The 19,761-nt window shown below is 67.0% G+C and carries 12 protein-coding genes; 6 read left to right on the forward strand and 6 right to left on the reverse strand.

The genetic code is table 11. The annotated features are described in order from the left end of the window. Positions 1-41: 41 nt before the first annotated feature. Positions 42-8,690 (reverse strand): WXG100-like domain-containing protein, encoded by an 8,649-nt coding sequence (locus SKC42_RS17620; RefSeq protein WP_330965567.1) that lies wholly within the window; start codon positions 8,688-8,690, stop codon positions 42-44. A 349-nt stretch (positions 8,691-9,039) separates the two neighbouring features. Here SKC42_RS17620 and SKC42_RS17625 point away from each other — a divergent pair, with 349 nt between their 5' ends. Further along, entirely contained in the window at positions 9,040-9,261 is a 222-nt protein-coding gene (locus tag SKC42_RS17625) for a hypothetical protein (RefSeq protein WP_330965568.1), read from the forward strand. A 14-nt stretch (positions 9,262-9,275) separates the two neighbouring features. Here the strand turns inward: SKC42_RS17625 and SKC42_RS17630 are convergent, their stop codons facing one another. Then, complete coding sequence (locus SKC42_RS17630) at positions 9,276-11,501, reverse strand: acyl-CoA dehydrogenase (RefSeq protein ID WP_330965569.1); 2,226 nt, start codon at positions 11,499-11,501, stop codon at positions 9,276-9,278. A gap of 176 nt (positions 11,502-11,677) precedes the next feature. Here SKC42_RS17630 and SKC42_RS17635 point away from each other — a divergent pair, with 176 nt between their 5' ends. Continuing rightward, positions 11,678-12,277 (forward strand): TetR/AcrR family transcriptional regulator, encoded by a 600-nt coding sequence (locus SKC42_RS17635; RefSeq protein WP_330965570.1) that lies wholly within the window; start codon positions 11,678-11,680, stop codon positions 12,275-12,277. Between the two features lie 7 nt (positions 12,278-12,284). Here SKC42_RS17635 and SKC42_RS17640 read toward each other — a convergent pair whose 3' ends face one another. After that, on the reverse strand, positions 12,285-12,608 hold the full coding sequence (locus SKC42_RS17640) for a DUF732 domain-containing protein (RefSeq protein WP_330965571.1): 324 nt from the start codon (positions 12,606-12,608) through the stop codon (positions 12,285-12,287). Between the two features lie 161 nt (positions 12,609-12,769). Between SKC42_RS17640 and SKC42_RS17645 the strand changes: the two genes are divergently transcribed. Then, the gene (locus tag SKC42_RS17645; protein WP_330965572.1) at positions 12,770-13,843 is read left to right on the forward strand and encodes a DUF190 domain-containing protein; all 1,074 of its coding nucleotides are present in this window, start codon (positions 12,770-12,772) and stop codon (positions 13,841-13,843) included. 32 nt (positions 13,844-13,875) lie between these two features. Here SKC42_RS17645 and SKC42_RS17650 read toward each other — a convergent pair whose 3' ends face one another. The 3 genes from SKC42_RS17650 to SKC42_RS17660 are packed head-to-tail and all read right to left on the reverse strand — an operon-like array spanning position 13,876 to position 16,521. Further along, positions 13,876-14,769, reverse strand: coding sequence for a fructose bisphosphate aldolase (locus tag SKC42_RS17650; RefSeq protein ID WP_330965573.1), 894 nt, complete (start codon positions 14,767-14,769; stop codon positions 13,876-13,878). Positions 14,770-14,812: 43 nt separating this feature from the next. Beyond that, positions 14,813-15,388 carry a cytochrome b gene (locus SKC42_RS17655; protein ID WP_330965574.1) on the reverse strand — a complete coding sequence of 192 codons (576 nt, stop codon included), beginning with the start codon at positions 15,386-15,388 and terminating at the stop codon, positions 14,813-14,815. Further along, positions 15,385-16,521: a catalase family peroxidase gene (locus SKC42_RS17660; protein ID WP_442932181.1), complete on the reverse strand. Its 1,137-nt coding sequence runs from the start codon at positions 16,519-16,521 to the stop codon at positions 15,385-15,387. Before SKC42_RS17660 ends, SKC42_RS17655 begins: the two co-directional genes overlap by 4 nt. A gap of 408 nt (positions 16,522-16,929) precedes the next feature. Between SKC42_RS17660 and SKC42_RS17665 the strand changes: the two genes are divergently transcribed. The 3 genes from SKC42_RS17665 to SKC42_RS17675 all read left to right on the forward strand — a co-directional run bounded on the left by SKC42_RS17665 (position 16,930) and on the right by SKC42_RS17675 (position 19,761). Next, positions 16,930-17,307 (forward strand): STAS domain-containing protein, encoded by a 378-nt coding sequence (locus tag SKC42_RS17665; RefSeq protein ID WP_330965575.1) that lies wholly within the window; start codon positions 16,930-16,932, stop codon positions 17,305-17,307. 63 nt (positions 17,308-17,370) lie between these two features. Beyond that, complete coding sequence (locus SKC42_RS17670) at positions 17,371-17,820, forward strand: ATP-binding protein (RefSeq protein ID WP_330965576.1); 450 nt, start codon at positions 17,371-17,373, stop codon at positions 17,818-17,820. 177 nt (positions 17,821-17,997) lie between these two features. Then, a complete protein-coding gene (locus SKC42_RS17675; RefSeq protein WP_330965577.1) occupies positions 17,998-19,761 on the forward strand; it encodes an N-acyl-D-amino-acid deacylase family protein in 1,764 nt (587 codons plus the stop codon).

Consider the following 19,761-nt stretch of genomic DNA (forward strand, 5'->3'; position numbering starts at 1 on the left):
GGTTCGGCTGCGCCGGCACGCGGGGACTGCCCGGTTCGGTGTCAGTCCGACTTGTCACTCGACCTCGGAATCTGACTCGGCGTCAAGCTCGCTCGGCCCCGACGACGACTGACGGCAAAGAGTTGGCCACCGTCAGTCGTGTTGCGGCCGAGAGAGCTGCGTCCCGACGACGATGGCCTCAGCGGAGCTGCCCGGACCTGGGCGATTTGTGGTTGTGGTCCAATATCGGACGACTCTGCTGCCGCAGCGTGTTTGGTTGGCCGCGACGGGACGATTTCGTCTGTGGGGGTTCGTTGGTCGCACCGGGTGGCGGGCGATGACGGGTCGACCGGAGGATGGTCGTCGGCCACCGATGCGTGTAGACCGACATCGCTTGGCGTCGAGGCATCTTCCAGCCGAATCTCGACGATTCGCCGCGATGCCGCATCTGCCGGACGATTGCCCGTGGCGACCGCGCCGCCGGGTAGCGATCGCCCGCGCGACGTGGGTTGGCTGAACCTCACCATGCCCGTGTCGATGTGACGTTCCGCGAGGCGTGATATCACTTCCTTCTCCAGGAATCTTCGAGTATTGCGGGCTCGCGTCAAGCCGACCGCATCCGCATTTTCCAACCGATTCCCACCGTTGCCGCCACCGTCCACGTGCACGACCAGGCCGCCTTCGTTTGCCGCGTGCCGGCGAGCCGCTTCATCGACCACGCGGGCGATGAAGGGTTTGAGTTCATCCTTCTGCACGTCGCCGAGAACCTTTTCCCTCTCTGCGAAACCGACGCGGAATCCGTCCGCGACCGGTGCAGCTACCTCGGTTCGAATCACGACCACCCGTCGCGCCACTTCGTCCGACTCGAGATCGTGCGCCGTGCCAGCGCTATCGGGGAGGCCCCTGCCGCGGGACTCCTCCCTGAACGTCACGATCGACTCGGGTACCCCGCGTCGCACGAGTAGGCGGCGAACCTCCAACTCCAGGGCTTTGCGGGTTTCCATGGCCCGCATCTGACCCACGGCCACCGCCCTGCCGCTGAATGGCCATCCCTGAAATGGCCATCGCCGCCCGTTCCCACCCACCTCCACGTGCACCACCAGGCGGGTCGCATTTGCTGGGTCGGACCAATACTGCCTACTGGCTTGGTCAGCGATCTCGGATGCACGCGCCTGGACGATCCCGGCCTCCAAGTCGTTGAGTTTCTTGGCCTTCTCCCGGAAGCGAAGCTCGGACGATTCATCCGACGGGGCGACATGGGAGGGCCCCACCGGAGCAGTCGCGTGCGGCACCGGTGCGCCCCACTTCACACCCAACCACCGACGGCCCGCGGGCGGGCCCTGAGCCGGTTCGAACGTCCGCCGAATCCCGAGGAGCGGCTGCCCAGCGACTCGGTTGTCGTGCAGTTCGAGTCGATCGTGCTGACCCGCCACGATCCGCCCGAAGTTGGTCAAGGACTGCGAGCGCGGTCCCATCGCATCGATCTGCCGGTAATACGACACATGGGTGGCTACTGTCGACACAGTGTCCATGGACCTCGGAAACTCAGACGCCAGACGTCGTGCACCGAAATCTTCCAGCGCGGGATCGATCCCTTGACCAATCGTCGCACTCGGGTCCGGAGTACGCCCGAGCGCAGTCACCGGATCACGTGAAGAGCTGGCGACAAAGACATTGGTTCCGATGCCGAAGTCTCCGGCGTGCCGGAGCGGTCCCGCTCCGGGAGAACCCAACAGTGTCACGGTCCGGATCTGGCCAGCCAGCCGACCACCCCGTCCCGCAAACCCCGTGGTCGTCGAACCATACGAATGACCAAACACATGGTTGTCCGAGAAGTGAACGCCAGCAGCGGAGTTCGCGTCCCGCCCCGCGTTGAACGCTTTGATATCGGCGTGCAGGATCTCACCGCCCGCGTTCGCGGCCGACTGCAGCGTCACTCGGCCAGAACGCCAACCACTGGGCGCGTCATAGCCAATCCACACGATCGCCACCGGATCCTCAGCCCCCGCGACCCGAGCGGATTCCACCAGGTTGACGGCGTCATTAAGGAGATCGTCAAGGCTGGCCATGGTGGTGGTCATGCCGGGCACGATCCATGACACCGACGCCGAGTCATAGGGGTCGCCGCCGACGGCGACCAGGATGCGGCCGTCGTGCCTAAAGGCCGTCGGGTTGAACGCCAACACCATCGGCGGCCCATCGCCGGTGCGGCTCAAACGGTTTGCCGCTCTCCGTAATGCGTTGTCGACGGCATCCAATCGCTTGATCGGCTTGATCCACCGCAGATTGTTGGCCGCCTCTCGAGCCAACGTATCCCGCAATACCCTGCGATTGGCCTCATCTCGGACCCGCGGCGGCAGGCCCTCGGCGTTACCCACCTGATCCGGATGGGCGGCAATCATCGCATCACGGTCTTCCGGCGTTAAACCCTGCCACCAACGGGCATTCAGCCGCGCTGTCACAACAGCCTGCGGCGCATCACCCAGCGGATGACGTATCGCGTACACATCAGCAAGCGCGGGCCGTCCACCCAAGGCCGGATTCATGTATAGCGCTCGCCGGCGCAAGGCAGCATGGGCCGCCAATCGGGTGCCCGAATCGACCGCCTGGTTCGGCTCGAAACCAGGCACATCCCGCGCCATGACGTGATCGCCGCGAGACCCTGTCATATCCAGGAAACTGACGCCTGACTCGGCCTCCGGGTCACGCCGCAGCGACGCGAGCCAGTTCGACTTCGGCTTCGGATCCGGCTGTCGGCTCTCTGACAACCGTTGATTGGTACCGATCGTCCGTGGCGTCACGCCTGAATCACTAGCCGTGCTCAGGTCAGGCGAGCTGTCGCCTGAGCTCGACGAGCTACTGACGTCGAGGAATCGGACTCGCTTTGTCGCGCCCCGACCGAGCGGCGAGTGGCCCGCGGCCGGGTGTACCACTGCCGACGGGGGCTCGGGCCCCACTGGTGATGGTCGGGCGAACTGCGGTCGCGCTGAGGCGGTCAGCGTCGTTGGAGGCAGCCGGCCTGGGATGGTGATGTCGGGCTCGTGGTCAGCCTCGAAGGTGTGATCGGCAACGTCGTCCTCGGTAACGTCGTCCTCGGTATCGCTGGCGGAAGGTGTCGACTCCGGGCCGCCCTCCGCGGCGCGTGACACTGTCGAGAATGGCTGCGGCCCCAGTCGAAATGACCCGCCAAAATTCCGGACCGGGGTGATCGGCATCGACGACGGGAAACTGTCTTCAGTGGTGGTATCCGACCCAGCCCCCGGGTCAGGGTGCGTTGTCGAACCGATCGGTGGCGTGGTGCTGTCGTGTTCAGTCGACGCCGGGGAGCTCTCGGCGATTGCGTGGGCGTGCCGCAGCCGGCCCACAACCTGGGGCCGATTGCCGGACGGCAGATCCGGAGCGGCCTCGACATGGTTGCGTGACGAATCCTCGGCACTCGTATCCTGCGGCCCCCCGGTAGCGGAGACGTCACCCGCCGACGTTGCCTGGCCGTGGCGCGGATGGGTGGAATCCGGGGTAAACCCGCCCGGCACGCCAGGGGCCCCCATTCCCTGCCGCCATTCATCGTCATCACTCGGCGGTGAATCCCCGCCACTGGTGTCGTGCGGTCCCGCGGACGTGCCCCATCTCGCGAGCCAGGACTTCACCGCGTCGCGAAAAGCGGGATAGCTGCGCTGGCCCGCTGCGATGCCGGCCGACATCCCTTGTGACAGGCGCTGACTGACCCAGTCGCTGTAGGATCCGTTCGCTATGAGCGAGTACGCGAGCCACGGTGCCGCTGATTGAAGGCTTTCGAATTGGCGGCCGTGGGTAGCGAAGTTGACCGCAGCCGGGAGGATCGCCACCAACGCCGGTGGAGTGAAATGGTTGAACGAGGTGGCCGCATCATGCGCAGTAACGTTCGGGTCGAGCAGTTCGGTAAGCGAGCGGATGATCAGATACGAAGAACCCGGCACAACAATGGCCGCTCCTGAGGGATTGTGCGAGAGCAAGGACGCGGCGAGCCCACCTCCCCGAATCCCAGCGGTGATGGCCGAGTACCCCAACTTGGGCCAAAAACCGGCATTGTCTAGGCTGTGCTCGTCCGGTGCGTCAACCAATCTGGCATTCAGGCGTTCCAGCTTCAGAATATCCTTGTCGATCAATGAAACCTGGCGATCCGTGCTCTCCGAGACATGGGCCCCACGTTCTTCAAACATCCCCAACGCAGTCTCGATCATGGCGAAACGCGCACGTATCTTGTTGACCGCACGAGTCAATGCTTCCTGCGTCAGATGGGCAGGCTGGCTCTCCGACCCATCGACATCGGCCATTGGCGGGGTATCGGACTCGGAAATGAGGCGCAACTCGCCGTGAGTCAACGCATGGTAGTCGGTTTTCGGTAGAGGTATGCCAGAACCAATTGCCAGTGAAAGAGCTTTGTTCGCCAAGGCGGGGATATAGTCCGCAAATCCGGCTCCGAAATAGATCGCCCCCTGCAAGGAACCGGAGAGAGCGGCCCACTCACCATCCGTCAGCTTCCCGTGCGGAAGAAAATCAATGATTCCCGGGACAGCCAACGGAAGTACCAAGTTGAAGGCGGTTTCACTCAGCAGACGCCGACTGTAACTTGAATGGAATGCCATGCCGCCCATCTGGAGCACAGCCTTCAGGTGCGTACCCGCAACCAAATTGATGAAGTTGAACGACGGAGGATGCTGCAAAGCCGGCCCGATATACGACAGTCCCATCGGCAGGACTGTGGGGACGATGTCTCGAAATCGGTTGAGGGCGCTTTCATCTCGGAGTAACGCGTGCGCCGAGCCCAGCGCCTGGTCGATGATCGGGCCCGCAGAGTTGTGCAGCACTCGATACGCCGTTTGCTCCGAATCGGAGAGCGAATGGCGAGGGGCCGCTGCCACAACGACTTTCAGATCGTCCAGATCCTCCATCAGACTCGTCAAGACCGTCTTGCCCGTCTCCGGGTCGGTCAGTTGCTCACGCAGCAGACGGATGAAAGCGGCATCGTCGCGCCGGGCGATGTCCTTGTAGGCAGTGGTCGCCCTTCCGAGGGCGACCAGAGGATTCACCCCGCTTCGCCCGGCCCCCGCCCCACTACCGGACGCCTCGGGCCGTGTCACCTCTTCGATATCACGGCCCGGCAACACCGCATCCACGGCTCGGCGGATATGCGCTTCCAACGGGCTGTCTGTGCGACCGTGCCTACCGCTCCGCGTGCCAGTCGGCAGGTTGCCGTCGTAATGATTGTGACCGTTATACCTTACATTGACTGTGCGAGGGGCATTTTCGGGACCAACAGTGGAGTGGTTGACGAGGTCATGCACCTGCACATTCAACGTATGTGCCACCAATGTGGAGAACATCTCTCCGTAAGTGGTCTGCCACCCCCATTCTCCCCATGAGTCCACTGCCTCCAGCAGGTGCGCATACTCCATATCGGTCAGCCGTCGCATACTGGCGGCCCGCACCGCCGCACGTAACTCCTCGACTCCATGGAGGTCGCGAATCGTCGGCACCGCGCGACGGTCCCGCAGGTACCGGAATTGGCCCTGTCGACCCACCATCGGATCCGGGTGTACTCGGTTGTCGCGGTGGATCCCAACCTCGCGACGCGCCGCTTGTTGCGCAGCTTGGCGCGCCCCTGGTTCGACCGACTCGTCGGTCAGCTGTCGGGTCCGCTCTGCGACGTAGCGCCCGCGCAACTCGTCGGGAGACAACCACTCTTCCGAATCCACGGGATGGTTCTCGTCCAACCCCAACTCGGAGAGACGATCCCGCAGCTGCTGCTCGGTGGCACGCAACACCCATTGCTGCAGACGTGTCCGCTCCTGGGGGTTGCCCCGGAACAGCGCCACCGCGGGGTCCGGCAACCTGTGGCCGCCGCGATCGAGGACGAACTGCCACACCTGCGCATGCAGGGCGGACCTGGCGAACTCCAACGGCCCGACCCCGTCGGGAGACACATTTCCGCTGAACGCCTGGTCCAGAGCCATCGAATGCACGTACGCCGGAGAAGACGACCCCGACACCCAATGCACCGGCCAATGCTCCGGCGGCGTACTAAGCGCTACCGCGGATAACAAGCACCACCCGTCACCGGCGATGGGCACCAGGTCCGGGTCGTCTCTAGCGGCGCCCGTATCACCTCTCGCGCCAATGCTCTTGGGGGACTCGGCGCCGGCCTCGACCTGCCCGGCCCTAGCCTCGTCCTTCTGCATTACCCGATCTGCAGATTCGCGTGACGCATCGGCCGACGAATGAGTGGCCGGCACAACTGAATCGGTGTGATTTCCGTCGAGATGCGCTCTGTCGGAGCGGCCCTCCGAATCGATATCCGAGGAGAACGTTTTCCGTTGCTCCTGCTGAGCGCCGCCGCGGACCCGAACCACCCGCTGGCCCGCCGCGAATTCCCGCGCCGCATCCTGACCGGAACGATGCCACATGTACAACACCCGCAACGCCGCCTGCGCCGCCGGCTGGTCGCGGCGGTATTCCAGCCGATAACCTTCCTCAGTCAGCTCAGCGCCACCCGGTGACAACCACCGATGCACCTGCGCCAACCGAGCCCGGAACTCCGGATCCCCCCGCACCGCCTCCCACTGCGAATCGATCCACCGCAGATCAGCATCTTGTGTTCCTCGCGGCCGACCAGTGCCGCCCAGGGCCTGCAACTCCGCCTTCGCACCGCTCGAGGATTCTGCAGCCGCAGCGGGTGACGCGTGAGCGGATTGGATCGCCGCTGTAGCCGCCGTGGCCGTCGGCCCGGTGCCGGTCAGGCCACTGCCTCCAATCGGACCGCCGGGCGCTCGCCCAGTGTCCGTTGCCGTCCGGGGTTGAACCGGCGCGTTGTTGGGCGTGATCGCAGCCGGTTTGCTGCCAGCAGCATCGCTGCCCTCGTGCGATGGTTCGGCCTCCCAGCGCAACTGGACCTGGCGCGTGTCATGGCGGACCTGAGTACCCCATCCGGCCAGCAGACCGTCTCCCTGATGCCCGTCGGCGACGGCCTCGAAACGGTCGCCGAAGTCGTTGTCGCCCTCCCGCGCGGATTGCTCAGCCAGAACGGACAGCCCGTCCGAGCCGGCCGTACCCGAGAGGGTCGTGGACAGTGGGCCCTCCGCGCCTGGGCCGCGCCCGGGATTGAGACCATTGGAGCCAACAGACGCCGGCGGGGCCACCGGCTCCGGGCTGGTGGCATCCAACGCAGGCGACGCTGACAGGCCGCTGGTGCTTGGGGCGGGAGCGTTCGACGTGGACGTTGCCGCAGCAGGCGTGACCGGTGCGGTCCTGCCACTCGAGCCGCTACTGGTGGCACCTATAGCGGCGGTTTTCGAACCGGCGGTAACGCTCTGCGCCACACGAGTGTTCGGCACCCCAGCCGGCGAACCGGCGCCACGATTGCCCGCTGAACCAGAAGTATTCGACCCACCGGCCGAGCTGGACGCATGGCCTGCACCGGTGTCCCCAGAACCCCCGCCGCCAGCCGTGTTCGTTGACCCACCCGGAGAGCCGTGGGTATCGGCCGCGTCGGTGGTCGCGCTTCCCGATGCTGCCGTGTAGGCGGGCAGCCTTTCGGGCGAATAGGGTGGCGCCGCCGTCTGAGGGTCCTGCGGCACCTGCGGCGGGCTCGAGACGTTGTTCGTGTTCGCCGTGTCGGGCTTCTCCGCGCTGCTGGATTCAGTGCCGTCATCGGAGATCTCCGGACCGGTCTTATCGTCGAGTCCCGGGCCGCCGAGCTGCAGGTCGCCGTGGGGTGGCAACCCGGCGGGCCCGGCGGTCGAGGGGTCGGGATGAGGATGCCCGGTTCCGTGCAAAGCACCGCTGATGGCTTGGGTGGAGGCGCCACCGAACACCGACAGCGGATCCAACCCGCCCGCGGTCAGACCGCCATCGGAGGCGATCGACCCGAACACGTTGCCCACCAGGCCGGATCCGTACCCGACCAACGCCCCCTTGGTGGCCTTGCCGAGCACGCTGCTCGAATCCCCGAGAGCATGTTTCAGCGGACCGTGCACCAGGCCACCGGCCGCCCCGCCGGCAGCACCACCGGCGGCGTTCATCCCGACTTGCTTCCAATCGATGCTGCTCCGGTGACCCTCGGCCTTCTGGATCCCCTCGATAGTGAGCTCTTGAACAAACTCCTGGATAACCTCCTCCACGGCCTCCTTGGCGGCGTGTTTGGCCAAGACCTTCAGCCCGGTGAGCGTCAACGCCTTCGCCAATTCCGCAGCCAGTCGCTTGAGTAGCTGCGCCACCAGCTGGCGCACTGCGGCCATGGTTATCGCTTCTACCGGCGGAATCCACGACAACGACGCCCCGAAAGTGGCTGGGGCGCAAGCGAGGGCATAGGCGATCTCCGCGCCGGCAATGGCCAACGAAAAGATGATCTGCAGCTTGGTGTACTCGATCTGGGTGCCGGCGTTGCTGGCCAAATCCCCCACCGCCGCTATCGCCTCGACCACCTGCTCGATCGAGTTGTCCCCACTGAGCAACGACGCGAACTCGGCTTGCGCGGCGGCCCCGGCCTCCCCGGTCAAGACCGCGTCCACCGTGCGACTGACCTGATCCAGCTCCGGAATCAACGCCTTGAGTCCGTCGGCCGTCCCGTGCCAATACTCTCCGATCTGAAACATGGCCGACTCGTCGCCCTTTGGCCACTGCGAACCGGTCAGATACGCCAACCATTGCAAACTCTCAGGGATTTGCAGTGTCATTCGCGCCCTCTATGCAGCCAGCTGAACCGTCCCATACGCCCGCAGACTTCCTAGGTCAAAGGAGACATGGCGTGAGGCGAGTTGTCCGGCGGGTTTCATTAAAGCAACGCGGACTGCACTATGAAAGTGAACTTCGGGCGACAAACCGCGTCGCTCCGCTCGACTATCGGGGCCAGCAATCCACGCAACTTGACTGCCCCCCTGGCTCATTGCCCGCAGCGGCCACGGCCCCGCGAGGGGGAACGCGATCGTGCCCGCCGCCCCGGCGATCGGGATCTTGTCCGCTCAAGAGCAACAAGACCTCCCGATGTAAAAGTGGTTGATATCGTGCTGGCAGCAAACATCCCCAATGCTGTTGGTCGGGGTCGTGGCGTTGTGGGCCAACATCGGGATGGCCAAACAGTCGTTCCACCATGAGGTGGCTTGTTCGTCGTTCGAGTTCCGCCGTCGCGGCGATGGCCGTTACGGTGATCGCGACGCCTGGCATCAGCATCGCGAACTGCGCCCCCACCATGTCGTGGAACCCAGCGACCAGGATCGCTACGGGGTACCGACCGAGGAGCTGCGGTAGCCCGACAAACCTGCTTACTTCCGGGGTAGGCCCAGGATCAGCTGCGCGATGATGTTCAGCTGAATTTCCCGGGTGCCGCCGCCGATCAACTCGGCCGGCAGATGCAGGTACGGCCGGACCACCGCGGGGTCGGAGTCGGCAACCATCGCCAACCGCCCGGTCAGTCGAAGCGTGGCCTCGAACGTCCGCCGCAAGAGCACATTCATTGCGACCTTGGCGATGCTCGACGCGGGCCCGGAGGCCTGGCCGTCGAGCAGCCGGATCGTTTCCCGCACGCCGAGCGCCTTGATCGCGTTGGTGTAGGCGTCGAGCTCGCCGAGCGCGCGTTGCGCGTCATCGCGGTCGGGTCCCGGCTCCGCCGCGAGCCGGCGCAGCGCGGCGGCCCTGTCGAACTTGACGTAACCGCTGATCGCCGAACGCTCTTCGGCCATGGTCGCGATCGCGAGATCCCAGCCACCGGTCGCGTCACCGAGCAGCATGTCGTCCGGCACGAAGACGTCGTCGAGGAAGACTTCGTTGAAGTGCGCCTCACCGGTCGCCATCTTGATCGGCTGGACCTCAATCCCGGGAGCTCGCATGTCGACGAGGAAGTAGCCGACGCCGCGGTGCTTGGGGGCTTCCGGATCGGTGCGGGCCAGCAGCGCCCCGTAATCCGCCCGGTGCGCCGCCGATGTCCAGATCTTGTGCCCGTTGATCTGCCAGCCGCCCTCGACCTTGGTGGCCCGCGTCGTCAGGGCGGCGAGATCCGAACCGGCCCCGGGCTCGCTGAACAGCTGGCACCACGCGAGCTCGCCGCGCTGCGTGGGCGGAATCAACCTCTTCTGCAGGGCCTTTGGCGCCGCGCGCAACACCGAAGGCAGGATCCACTCGGCGATGCCCAACGAGGGCCGGACCAGGCCGGGTCGCTTGTCGAACTCCTCGTCGATGATGAGCTGCTGCAGGGGGCTCGCCCCGACTCCCCACGGCGGCGGCCAGTGCGGAGCAATGAGACCCGCCTCGGCGAGGGCCGTCCGCTGCGGTCCCGTCGCGAATTCTTTGTAATCGCCCTGCTTCCCGGGCCCGTCATTGCGAAGCGCCAGAGCCGAATCCAACGTCCCGGCGACCGTCGACCTGAAGTCCGGCTCGGCGTCTCCCAGGTTGACCGCCATGTCGCGCTGCAGGGTGCAGGTCAGCCGGCCCAGGCGCCTGGCCCAGCGGCTGGCCGGGCCTATGGACGCCGCCAGGCTGATAGCCCGTCGCCAGTAGAGGTGCAGGTCGTGCTCCCAGGTGAAGCCGATCGCACCGAACATCGTCAGAGCGTCCAGCACGAGATCGGGTATGGGCGCTATCGCCATCAGCGCCGCCCCGGCGGCGGCGATCTGGTGCTGGTCGACGGACTCGTCGACGGCCCGGACCGCATCCCAGGCCGCCGCGGTCGCCAGTTCGCTGCTCACCAGCAACATCGCGGCGTTGTGCTGCAGCGCCTGGAAGGTGCCGATCACCTTGCCGAACTGCTCCCGAATTCGCAGATGCGCCGTGACCGCTTCGACACACCACTGCGCGATGCCGGCCATCGTGGCCGCGATCAGCGCCACCGCGACGCACTGCGCGCGGTCCTGGTCGATGCCCGTGAGCCAGTCGCGGTCTGGCGCGTGGTAGTCGGTGAGCCGCAGAACGCCTACGTCGGTGACCAGATCGGTGCCGTCTACCGATTCGACTGTGGCACCGCGAGTTCCGGTGTCGATGAGCGTCCACAACACGTCGTCGCCCTCGGTCCGCGCGCCGAGCAGGATCGTGCGCGCCGAATGCACGCCGGCGGTGACCTCGGAGACGCCGGTGACCCACCGGTCTCCACCCTCGGCACGTACGCGGAAGTCGCCGCCATCGGGAAGGACGAGGGCGGCCGGTGCGCCGGAGGCGAGCTCGCGCATCAGCAGGTCGACGGCTGGGCTCGCCGCTGCCAGCAGCGCGACGGCTCCGGTGGCGACCGTCGGCAGCAGCGGGCCGGGCAGCAGCGCCTTGCCGGCCGACTCCAGCACACACACGGCGTCGCTCAGCCCCCCACCCTGCCCGCCGACGTCCTCCGGCAGATGAACGGCGTGAAATCCATTGCCGGTGAACGCGTCCCACCAGTCGGGCAGTTTTCCGGCCGCCAACGCATCGAACGTCTCCCGGGTCGCGGCGATCGGGGCGTGCCGGCTCGCGAATTGCCCGACGGCGGTGGCGAGTTCCTGCTGCTCGGGCGTCAAGCCGAGCGTCATGACGTGATCTTCGAGCAAGCCCGCCGGGGGGCTAGCTTTGGCCGCACGGACTGATATCCTCCCTTTACAAGACGGACCGTCTCGTCTTGTGGGGAGATTACGGCGCCGCTCGAGAGAAGTAAAGCGCGCGGGCCACCGCGCCACCGGGCCGGAACCGAGGGAACGAGGACCATCGAATGCCGACCGATTCCTCCCGGGCGGGTGAGCGGCCCGGCTCCCCGCGGCGCCGCAGCGAGAAGTCGCGCACCGCGATCGTCGCCGCCACCCGCGAGTTGCTGCTCGAACGCGGCTTCGACGGCCTGGCCATCGAGGCGGTCGCGGCGCGCGCTGGGGTGGGCAAACAAACCATCTACCGCTGGTGGCCCAGCCGCCCCGCACTCGTCGCGGACGTCATGCTCGAGGACGCCGACAAGATCCTCGGGTCGGTCAACCACTCCGATGACCTGGTCGCGGACCTGGTGCGGTGGGTGGGCAAGCTGGTCGGCAGCCTCACCACCGGCCGCGGCTCGGCCATGCTGCGGATCCTGACCGTCGCGTGCATGGAGCACGAGGACACGGCGGTCAAGCTGCGCGCCGGCTTCAGCGCGCCGCTGCACGACCGGGTGCGGGCCCGCTTGCTGGCCGCGGGGATCGATGACACGATAGCGGACTCGGCGGCGGACGCTATCGTCGGCGGCGCCCTGTACCCCATTCTTTCGGGCGCGCAGGGTTATTCGAGGCGCCGGGCCGAACTCACGACGCGCATCATCGTCGGCGCGCTGGGTCGCGCGCGGTGAGGTCGCGCTACCGCGCCGGCGCCTTGGCCAGCTGCTGGGGGCAGTAGAACTGCGCTGACGTGACGGCGAACTGCGCCGCGCTGTCCATGCTGAACCCCGGGTTATGGGTCTTCACATCGTGGACCAGGCCCAGTCCCGATTCCCCGTTGTTCAAACAGGTGCACACTGCTTGCGCCGCATCGATGGCGCGGCCGGGGTCGGCATAGCCGATCTTGTCCTCCCGCAAAGCGGCCAGGAACCCCGCGTCGTTGTGCTGGCTTGGGTCGCCGTACGCGGGCGGGGCGAGCCCGACGACGGCGCAGATACCGACCAGTGCAAACAGCGATCTCATGCAATCCTCCCAAATCGGTTCGGGCGAAGGCACATTCACGAGGTTACGTCAGCCCATTGGACTCGGATAACCCCGCTGCGACTGCGCGAAGTACCATCTCAGCCAAGCGACAGGAAACCTCCAGCGCGAGAACTTGTTGCATTGCACTATGAGGAGCGGCCGTGGACGACGATTGCCTGAAGCTGACCGCGTACCAGGCCGAGCGGCGGCGCACCGACGACGGCTTCGTCTCCGACGTGCTGCTCGGCCTCTTTAGCGAGCACCAGCTGGCCACGAGCGTCGTGCTCCGCGGCATCGGCGGTTTCGGGACGGGACGACACTTCAGGTGCGATCGGTCCCTGAGCCTGTCGGAAGACCCGCCGGTGGCGATCGTCGCGGTGGACACCCGAGCGAAGATCGAGGCCCTGCTCGATCCGGTGCTCGCGATCCGGCAGCGGGGGTTGCTCACCCTCGAACGCGCCCGGCTGCTGCGCGACGGCATCGACCCGCTGAAACTCGACGAAGAGCTGCACGAAGCCGTCAAGCTGACGATCTACGTGGGCCGCAGGGAGCGCGTTTACGGTGTTCCGGCCCATGTCGCGATCTGCGACCTGATGTACCGGCGCCAACTCGCAGGCGCATCGGTCTTCCTGGGCGTCGACGGCACCCTGGGCGGTCGGCGTGAACGGGCCCACTTCTTCGGGCGCAACGGCGACGTGCCCGTGATGATCATCGCCGTCGGATCCGGCGAGCGCATCGGCCGGGTGCTACCGGAACTCGGCGGCCTGCTCAGACATCCGATGATCACCGTAGAGCGCGTCCGGGTGTGCAAGCGCGACGGCGAACTGCTGGAGCGCCCCCATGCGCTGCCCGGTGTCGACGAGCGCGGCCTGCCGCTGTGGCAGAAGCTGATGGTCTACACCTCGGAGTCCGCCCGCCACGGCGGCGTCCCCATTCACCGGGCGTTGGTCGAGCGCCTGTGGCGGCGCGACGCCATCGACGGCGCAACGGTGCTGCGCGGCATCTGGGGCTTCCAGGGTGACCGGGAACCCCACGGCGACAAGCTGCTGTCAGTGGACCGGCGCGTACCCGTCGTGACGATCGTCATCGACACCCCGGCGAATATCGCCGAATCGTTCGACATCGTCGACGAAGTCACGAGCGGCGAGGGCCTGGTGACCAGCGAGATGGTTCCGGCGCTGGTGTCCGACGAGGTCGAAGCCACGCGCCCACGCATGGCCCGCCACCACTACTAGCCCGCCACCACTACTCGGGGGCCCCGCCGGCCTCAGCCGGCGATCGAGGCGTCATAGATCGACTGGATCGCCTTGTCCAGAGTGGCGTTGAACTGCTCGTCGGACTGCTCCACCGACAAGCCCTCGGTCAGCGCGCGGCTGAAGCTCGCGATCACCCCGGTGTTCTTGGCCAACAGCGCGTTGGCCTCGTCCCGCGAGTAGCCGCCGGACAGCGCGAGCACCCGCATCACCTTCGGATGGTCCACCAAGGTCCGATAGTGGTTGGCCTCGGTGGGCAGCGTCAGCTTGAGCATCACGCGCTGCCCGTCGGGCACGTTCTCGAGGTGCTTGGTGATCTCGTCGCGCAACATCTCCTCGGCCTGTGCTTTGTCCGGGATCGAGATCGTCACCTCGGGCTCGATGATGGGCACCAGTCCGTGCGAGAGCACCTGGGCCGCCACCTCGAACTGCTGGGCGACCGCCGCGGCGATCCCGTCGGCGTTCGCGCCGCCGATCACCGAGCGCTCCTTGGTGCCGAACACCCCCTTGCCCACCGCGCGGTCCAACAGGTCGTCGAGCCCCGGCATCGGCTTCATCAGCTGCACGTCGTCGGACGCCTCGGCCAGGCCCTTGTCGATCTTGAGGATCGGCACCACGCCCTTGGTCTCCCACAGGTAGGTGGTCGACGGCCGGCCCTCGATCTCACGATCCATGGTTTGCTCGAACAGGATCGCCGCCAGGACCCGGTCACCGGTGAACGCGGGCGAGGTGATGATCCTCGAACGCATCTCGTGGATGAGGTCGAACATCTCCTTCTCGCCCGAGTACGCGTCGTCGGAGATGCCATACAGACGCAGCGCCTTGGGCGTCGAGCCGCCGCTTTGGTCCAGCGCGGCGACGAACCCCTTGCCCGACGTCATCCGGTCGGATTGCTTCTCGTTCGGCATGGCTCTCCACTCCCTCGTGGTCCCCTCGAGCTAATCGTGCCGATCATATTCCGTCGGTCGGCGCCTCCGATTTGGTGGGCCAGAGCGCCATGCGGTCGAGCAGCCGGTCGCGCAGCCCCACCGTGTGGAAGACCACCGCGCAGACGTGGGCGGTGAATGCCAGGAACAGCAGGAGGCCGAGCAGGCCGTGCACCTCCCGGAGCATCGCGTACAAGTCGAGACTGTGCGGCGTGATGCCCGGTAGCCGCAGCGGGCCGACCAGCGTGACCGGGAACCGCGCCGCCGAGAGCATCGCCCACCCGACCAGGGGCTGCGCCAGCAGCAACGCGTAGAGCAGATACTCCGACCAGGTCGCAATGCGGCGTTCGGCCGCGCTCATCGTGGCCAAAAACGGCGGGAGGCGGTGTGTCAGCCGGTTGGCCAGGCGCACCACGGCAAAGACGAGGATCAAGATCCCGAGTGGTCGGTGGACCGCGAGCAGCAGCGGATAGCAGGCGAGCGAGGCGATCATGGCCACGCCGATGAGCAGCTGGGCGATCACCATCGGCGCCATCAGCCAGTGCAGGATCCTGGACGGAAGGGCGAACCGGGTCGGCGCCGCCGTGGAATCGGTGGTCACTTGATCACCTCGCTGACCTGGACCTCGCTGGGCGACTTGGGCTCCTCGGCGCGGCGGGTGAAGGAACGGGCGTAGACGGCCGACCTGGCGGTCAGCAACGGATCGTCGGAAGCGGCGATGCCGTCGGGCAGCACCAGCGGGTCGAAGTTGATGTCGCGCGCGTTGCCACCCTGCTCGGTCTGCACCGCTGAGATGGTGATGGTGCCCGCGTCGACGGACCGGCGCGACGGCGGCCACGGCTTGGTGGCGTCGTTCGTCGGGTCGCCCGGTTCGCCGACGGTCAGCAGGAGCCGCCACGTCAACGGACCCTGCGCCACCGCGCGGATGAGATCGTCGAACAGGTAGTCCTTGCCGGACGACGGCGCCGGGGCGGCGGTTTGTCCGGCGCCCTGGGTCCGTTGCTGGGGAACGACGGACCACCGCACGGGGACTCGGGTGCCGGCGCCGTTGGTGAACCAGAAAGCGTTCAGGCCGTGAAACGCGCTGTCGGCGAAACCGGCGGCGTGCGGCGCCTGCTTGATGATCTTCATCGCCGCGGCGGTCTCGGGGTGGCGGTCGAGGAACTCCGTCATCCGCTGCGGGTCCGGCTTGCCGGTGGCCGGCACGGGCTTGGAGGCGAGCAACCTCTCGTAGAACCCTTCCGGGGTGCTGTCGGTGAAGACCGGAAGATTGATCATCGCCGTGCGCCACTGCTGTCCCTTCGCCTGGAACAGCAGCCCCAACCCGCGGACGGTGTCGGGCTTGTCGGACTGGTCGGGCAGGCCCCCTCCCAGCGAGAACCGGCCCACCAGCGGGATGGTGCCCGGCTGGAAGACGGCCGCGCGGCAGAGCGCGGCGCCCGCGCCGGTGCTGGCGAAAGTTCCGGTCGCGCTCAAACCCTTGGCGTGGTTGCGCCGGAATCCGTCGTGGCGTCCGTAGACCGCCTCGAAGCGGTCAGCGAACCGGCTCGGCGTCAGCGTGTCGGGGCGCAGCCAGCCGCCGGCGTAGGCGAAGGCGCCCGCATCGACCGCGGCGAACCCGGCTACCGCGGTCATCCCGAGCAGCGCGCGCCGGCGGGTGAGCGCGGCGAAAAGCTGATGTCGGGGTTTACTCGGTTCGTCTTGGCGTTCGTCGGGCTGATCACTCGGCTCCATGGGGCCGTCCTCTCCGCGCTCCTTGCGGGGCACCACCCCGCTGGGATCAATGACTCATGGGCTGACGCATTACGCAACTCGTGCGGGCACCGCCGCACACGCCCCGATCACGTCCCGAAGGGCCATTCCGTTCGATGACACGTGACGAGGCGCGGGGCCGGACCCGCGGCGGGTTTGCCGCGACGGTCACGAATGCACCGTCAGGCGCACCGACGCAGCGTCGCCAGCCCGTCAACCCGCGTGCCCTACAATCGACTCAACGCGTGCGGCTGCGCAGCACTGAGCGGAATCAGGGGTCGCGTTCGCTCCACAGGAAAAGTGGATTCCGCGGGGTTGAATCAACAGCCCTCGATCAGCGGTAGCTTTGATAGCGAGCGGTGTCCCACGGGGGACGAATGTGAGAACAGCATGGTCGAACAATTCGGGGAATCGGTTGGCCCGACGCCCTTCCAAGTGGGGAAGCAACAAGTAAACGAAGCGGTGGTGCTCACCGTTTCGGGTGAAGTGGACATGCTCAGCTCGCCGCAGCTGTCCGAGGCGATACAGACCGCGCTGGCGGCCCGCCCCGCGGCATTGATCGTCGACCTGTCGAAGGTGGACTTCCTCGCCTCGGCCGGAATGACGGTGCTGGTCACCGCGCAGGCGGAGGCTGTGCCGCCCACCCGGTTCGCCGTGGTGGCGCACGGGGCCGCCACCAGCAGACCCATCAAACTCATGGGAATCGACAGCGTGCTCCCCCTCTACAGCACGCTCGACGCAGCGATGAGCGATCTCGCCGATCGGTGAGCGTCAAGAGTGGTGGGTACGCAGCCGGATTCGATGGGATGCTCCGATAGTCAGCCGCACGACATGTCCGACACCGACGACCGACCGCGCTTCGTACGCACGCGCGTTTCCGCCGATGCGCACAACGCCGCTCAGGCCCGGGCCGGGTTCGCGCACTGGCTCGGTGGCCATTTCTCACTCGGGGCCGAACGGTTCAACGACGTATTGCTGGCGGTGAACGAAGCCATCGCCAACGCCGCGGAGTTCGCCTACGTCGGCGCCGCGCGGCCCGGGACGCTGGATGTTAACGCGACCTACGACGCCGGTTCCGACGCGCTCGTCGTGGCCGTCAACGACCACGGCCGCTGGCGTACCAAGGTTCCGCAACCGGCCGGCGGCCGGCAAGAGTTTCGCGGTCGGGGGATTCCGTTGATGGAAGCCCTGGCCGACGAACTGACCATCGACCGCACCCCGCACGGAACCCGCGTCACCCTCACCTGGACGGGGCTGAAGCGGCACGGCCGCGAAGGCTGACGGGGGTAAGCCCGCGCCGGCGGCCCGGTCCTGGCGGTCATTGACTCGGTCCGGCGCCGGGCATATCGTCTGCAGTTACGCTACTTTGCGTCGCGTAATGATCGTCGGCACCCGATTCGCCGCTCTTCTCACGTCGGCGGGGCGCCCGGTGGACCTGGTCAACGAGGAAGAGGTCCCATGTACGACTTGAAGATCACCGGCGGCACCGTCGTGGACGGGACGGGCGCCGAGCGCTATCTCGCCGACATCGGTGTCAAGGACGGCAAGATCGTCGACGTCATTCGCCGCGGTGCCTCCGATGTCGGTCTGGCCGCCGCCGAGGCGGCCGAGACGATCGACGCTTCGGGCCAGGTTGTGGCCCCCGGTTTCGTCGACATCCACACCCACTACGACGGCCAGGTGAGCTGGGACAGCCTGCTCGAACCGTCCAGCGGTCACGGCGTCACGACGGTGGTCACCGGCAACTGCGGTGTGGGTTTCGCGCCCGTCCGCCCCGGCCGGGAGGATTGGCTGATCAAGCTGATGGAGGGCGTCGAGGACATTCCCGGCACCGCGCTCACCGAGGGCATCACGTGGGGCTGGGAGACCTACCCCGAGTACCTCGACGCGATCGCCAAGCGGCGCTTCGCCGTCGACGTAGGCAGCCAGGTCGCGCACGGCCCCGTGCGCGCCTACGCGATGGGGGAACGCGGCGCCCGCAACGAGCCGGCGACGCCCGACGACATCGCGGCGATGGGCCGGCTCGTCCGGGAGGCGATCGAGGCGGGCGCGCTCGGGTTCTCGACCTCGCGCACCCTGGGGCACCGGGCCATGGACGGCGAACCCGTGCCCGGGACCTACGCCGCCGAGGACGAACTGTTCGGCCTCGGCCGCGCGATGGCGGCCGGCGGTCAGGCCGTCTTCGAGCTCGCGCCGCAAGGGGTCGCGGGCGAGGACATCGTCGCGCCCAAGAAGGAGTTGGAATGGATGCGGCGGCTGGCCGGTGAAATCGACCGGCCGGTCTCCTTCGCCCTCATCCAGGTCGATGCCGACCCCAACCTCTGGCGCGAGCAGTTGGACCTCTCCGCCGCCGCACACCGGGCGGGCAGCCGACTGCACCCGCAGATCGCGGCCCGCCCCTTCGGCATGATGATCGGGTTCCAAGGCCATCACGGCTTCAGCCATCGGCCCACCTACCGCAAGCTCAAAACCGAATGCGGCCGCGACGAGCTCGCGCGCCGCCTCGCGGAGCCGGCGGTGAAGGCCGCAATCCTGTCCGAGGCCGACCTGCCCGTCGATCCCACCCTGCTGTTCGACGGGATGTTTGCCCTGGTGCAGCACTCCCTGCACCGCCTCTACGCGCTCGGCGATCACCCCGACTACGAGCCGACGCCCGACCGCACGGTCGCCGCGATCGCCGAGGCGCGCGGCGAGGATCCGCTCGCCACCCTCTACGACCTGATGCTCGAGTCGGACGCGAGAGCCATGCTGATGCTGCCGCTCTACAACTACGCCGACGGCAACTGCGACGCGATCCGCGAGATGCTCATGCACCCCGCGGGCGTGCTGGGGCTCTCGGACGGCGGCGCCCACTGCGGGATGATCTGTGACGCCTCGTACCCCACCTTTCTGCTGACCCACTGGGCCCGGGACCGCCGCCGCGGCGAGAAGCTTCCGCTGGAATACGTGATCCGCAAGCAGTCCAGGGACACCGCCCACCTGTTCGGCCTGACCGATCGCGGCACCATCGAGCCCGGCAAGAAGGCCGACATCAACGTCATCGACATGAACTCGATCCGGCTGCACCCGGCGGCGATGGCCTACGACCTACCCGCCGGCGGCAACCGGATCCTGCAGGGCGCAAGCGGTTACAAGGCGACGGTCGTCAGCGGGACGGTCACGCGGCGCAATGACGTCGACACCGGGGCGCGGCCCGGCCGGCTGGTGCGTGGGGCGCGCTGA

Origin of the sequence: Mycobacterium sp. 050134 (assembly GCF_036409085.1) — a bacterium.
Taxonomy (GTDB): Bacteria; Actinomycetota; Actinomycetes; order Mycobacteriales; family Mycobacteriaceae; genus Mycobacterium.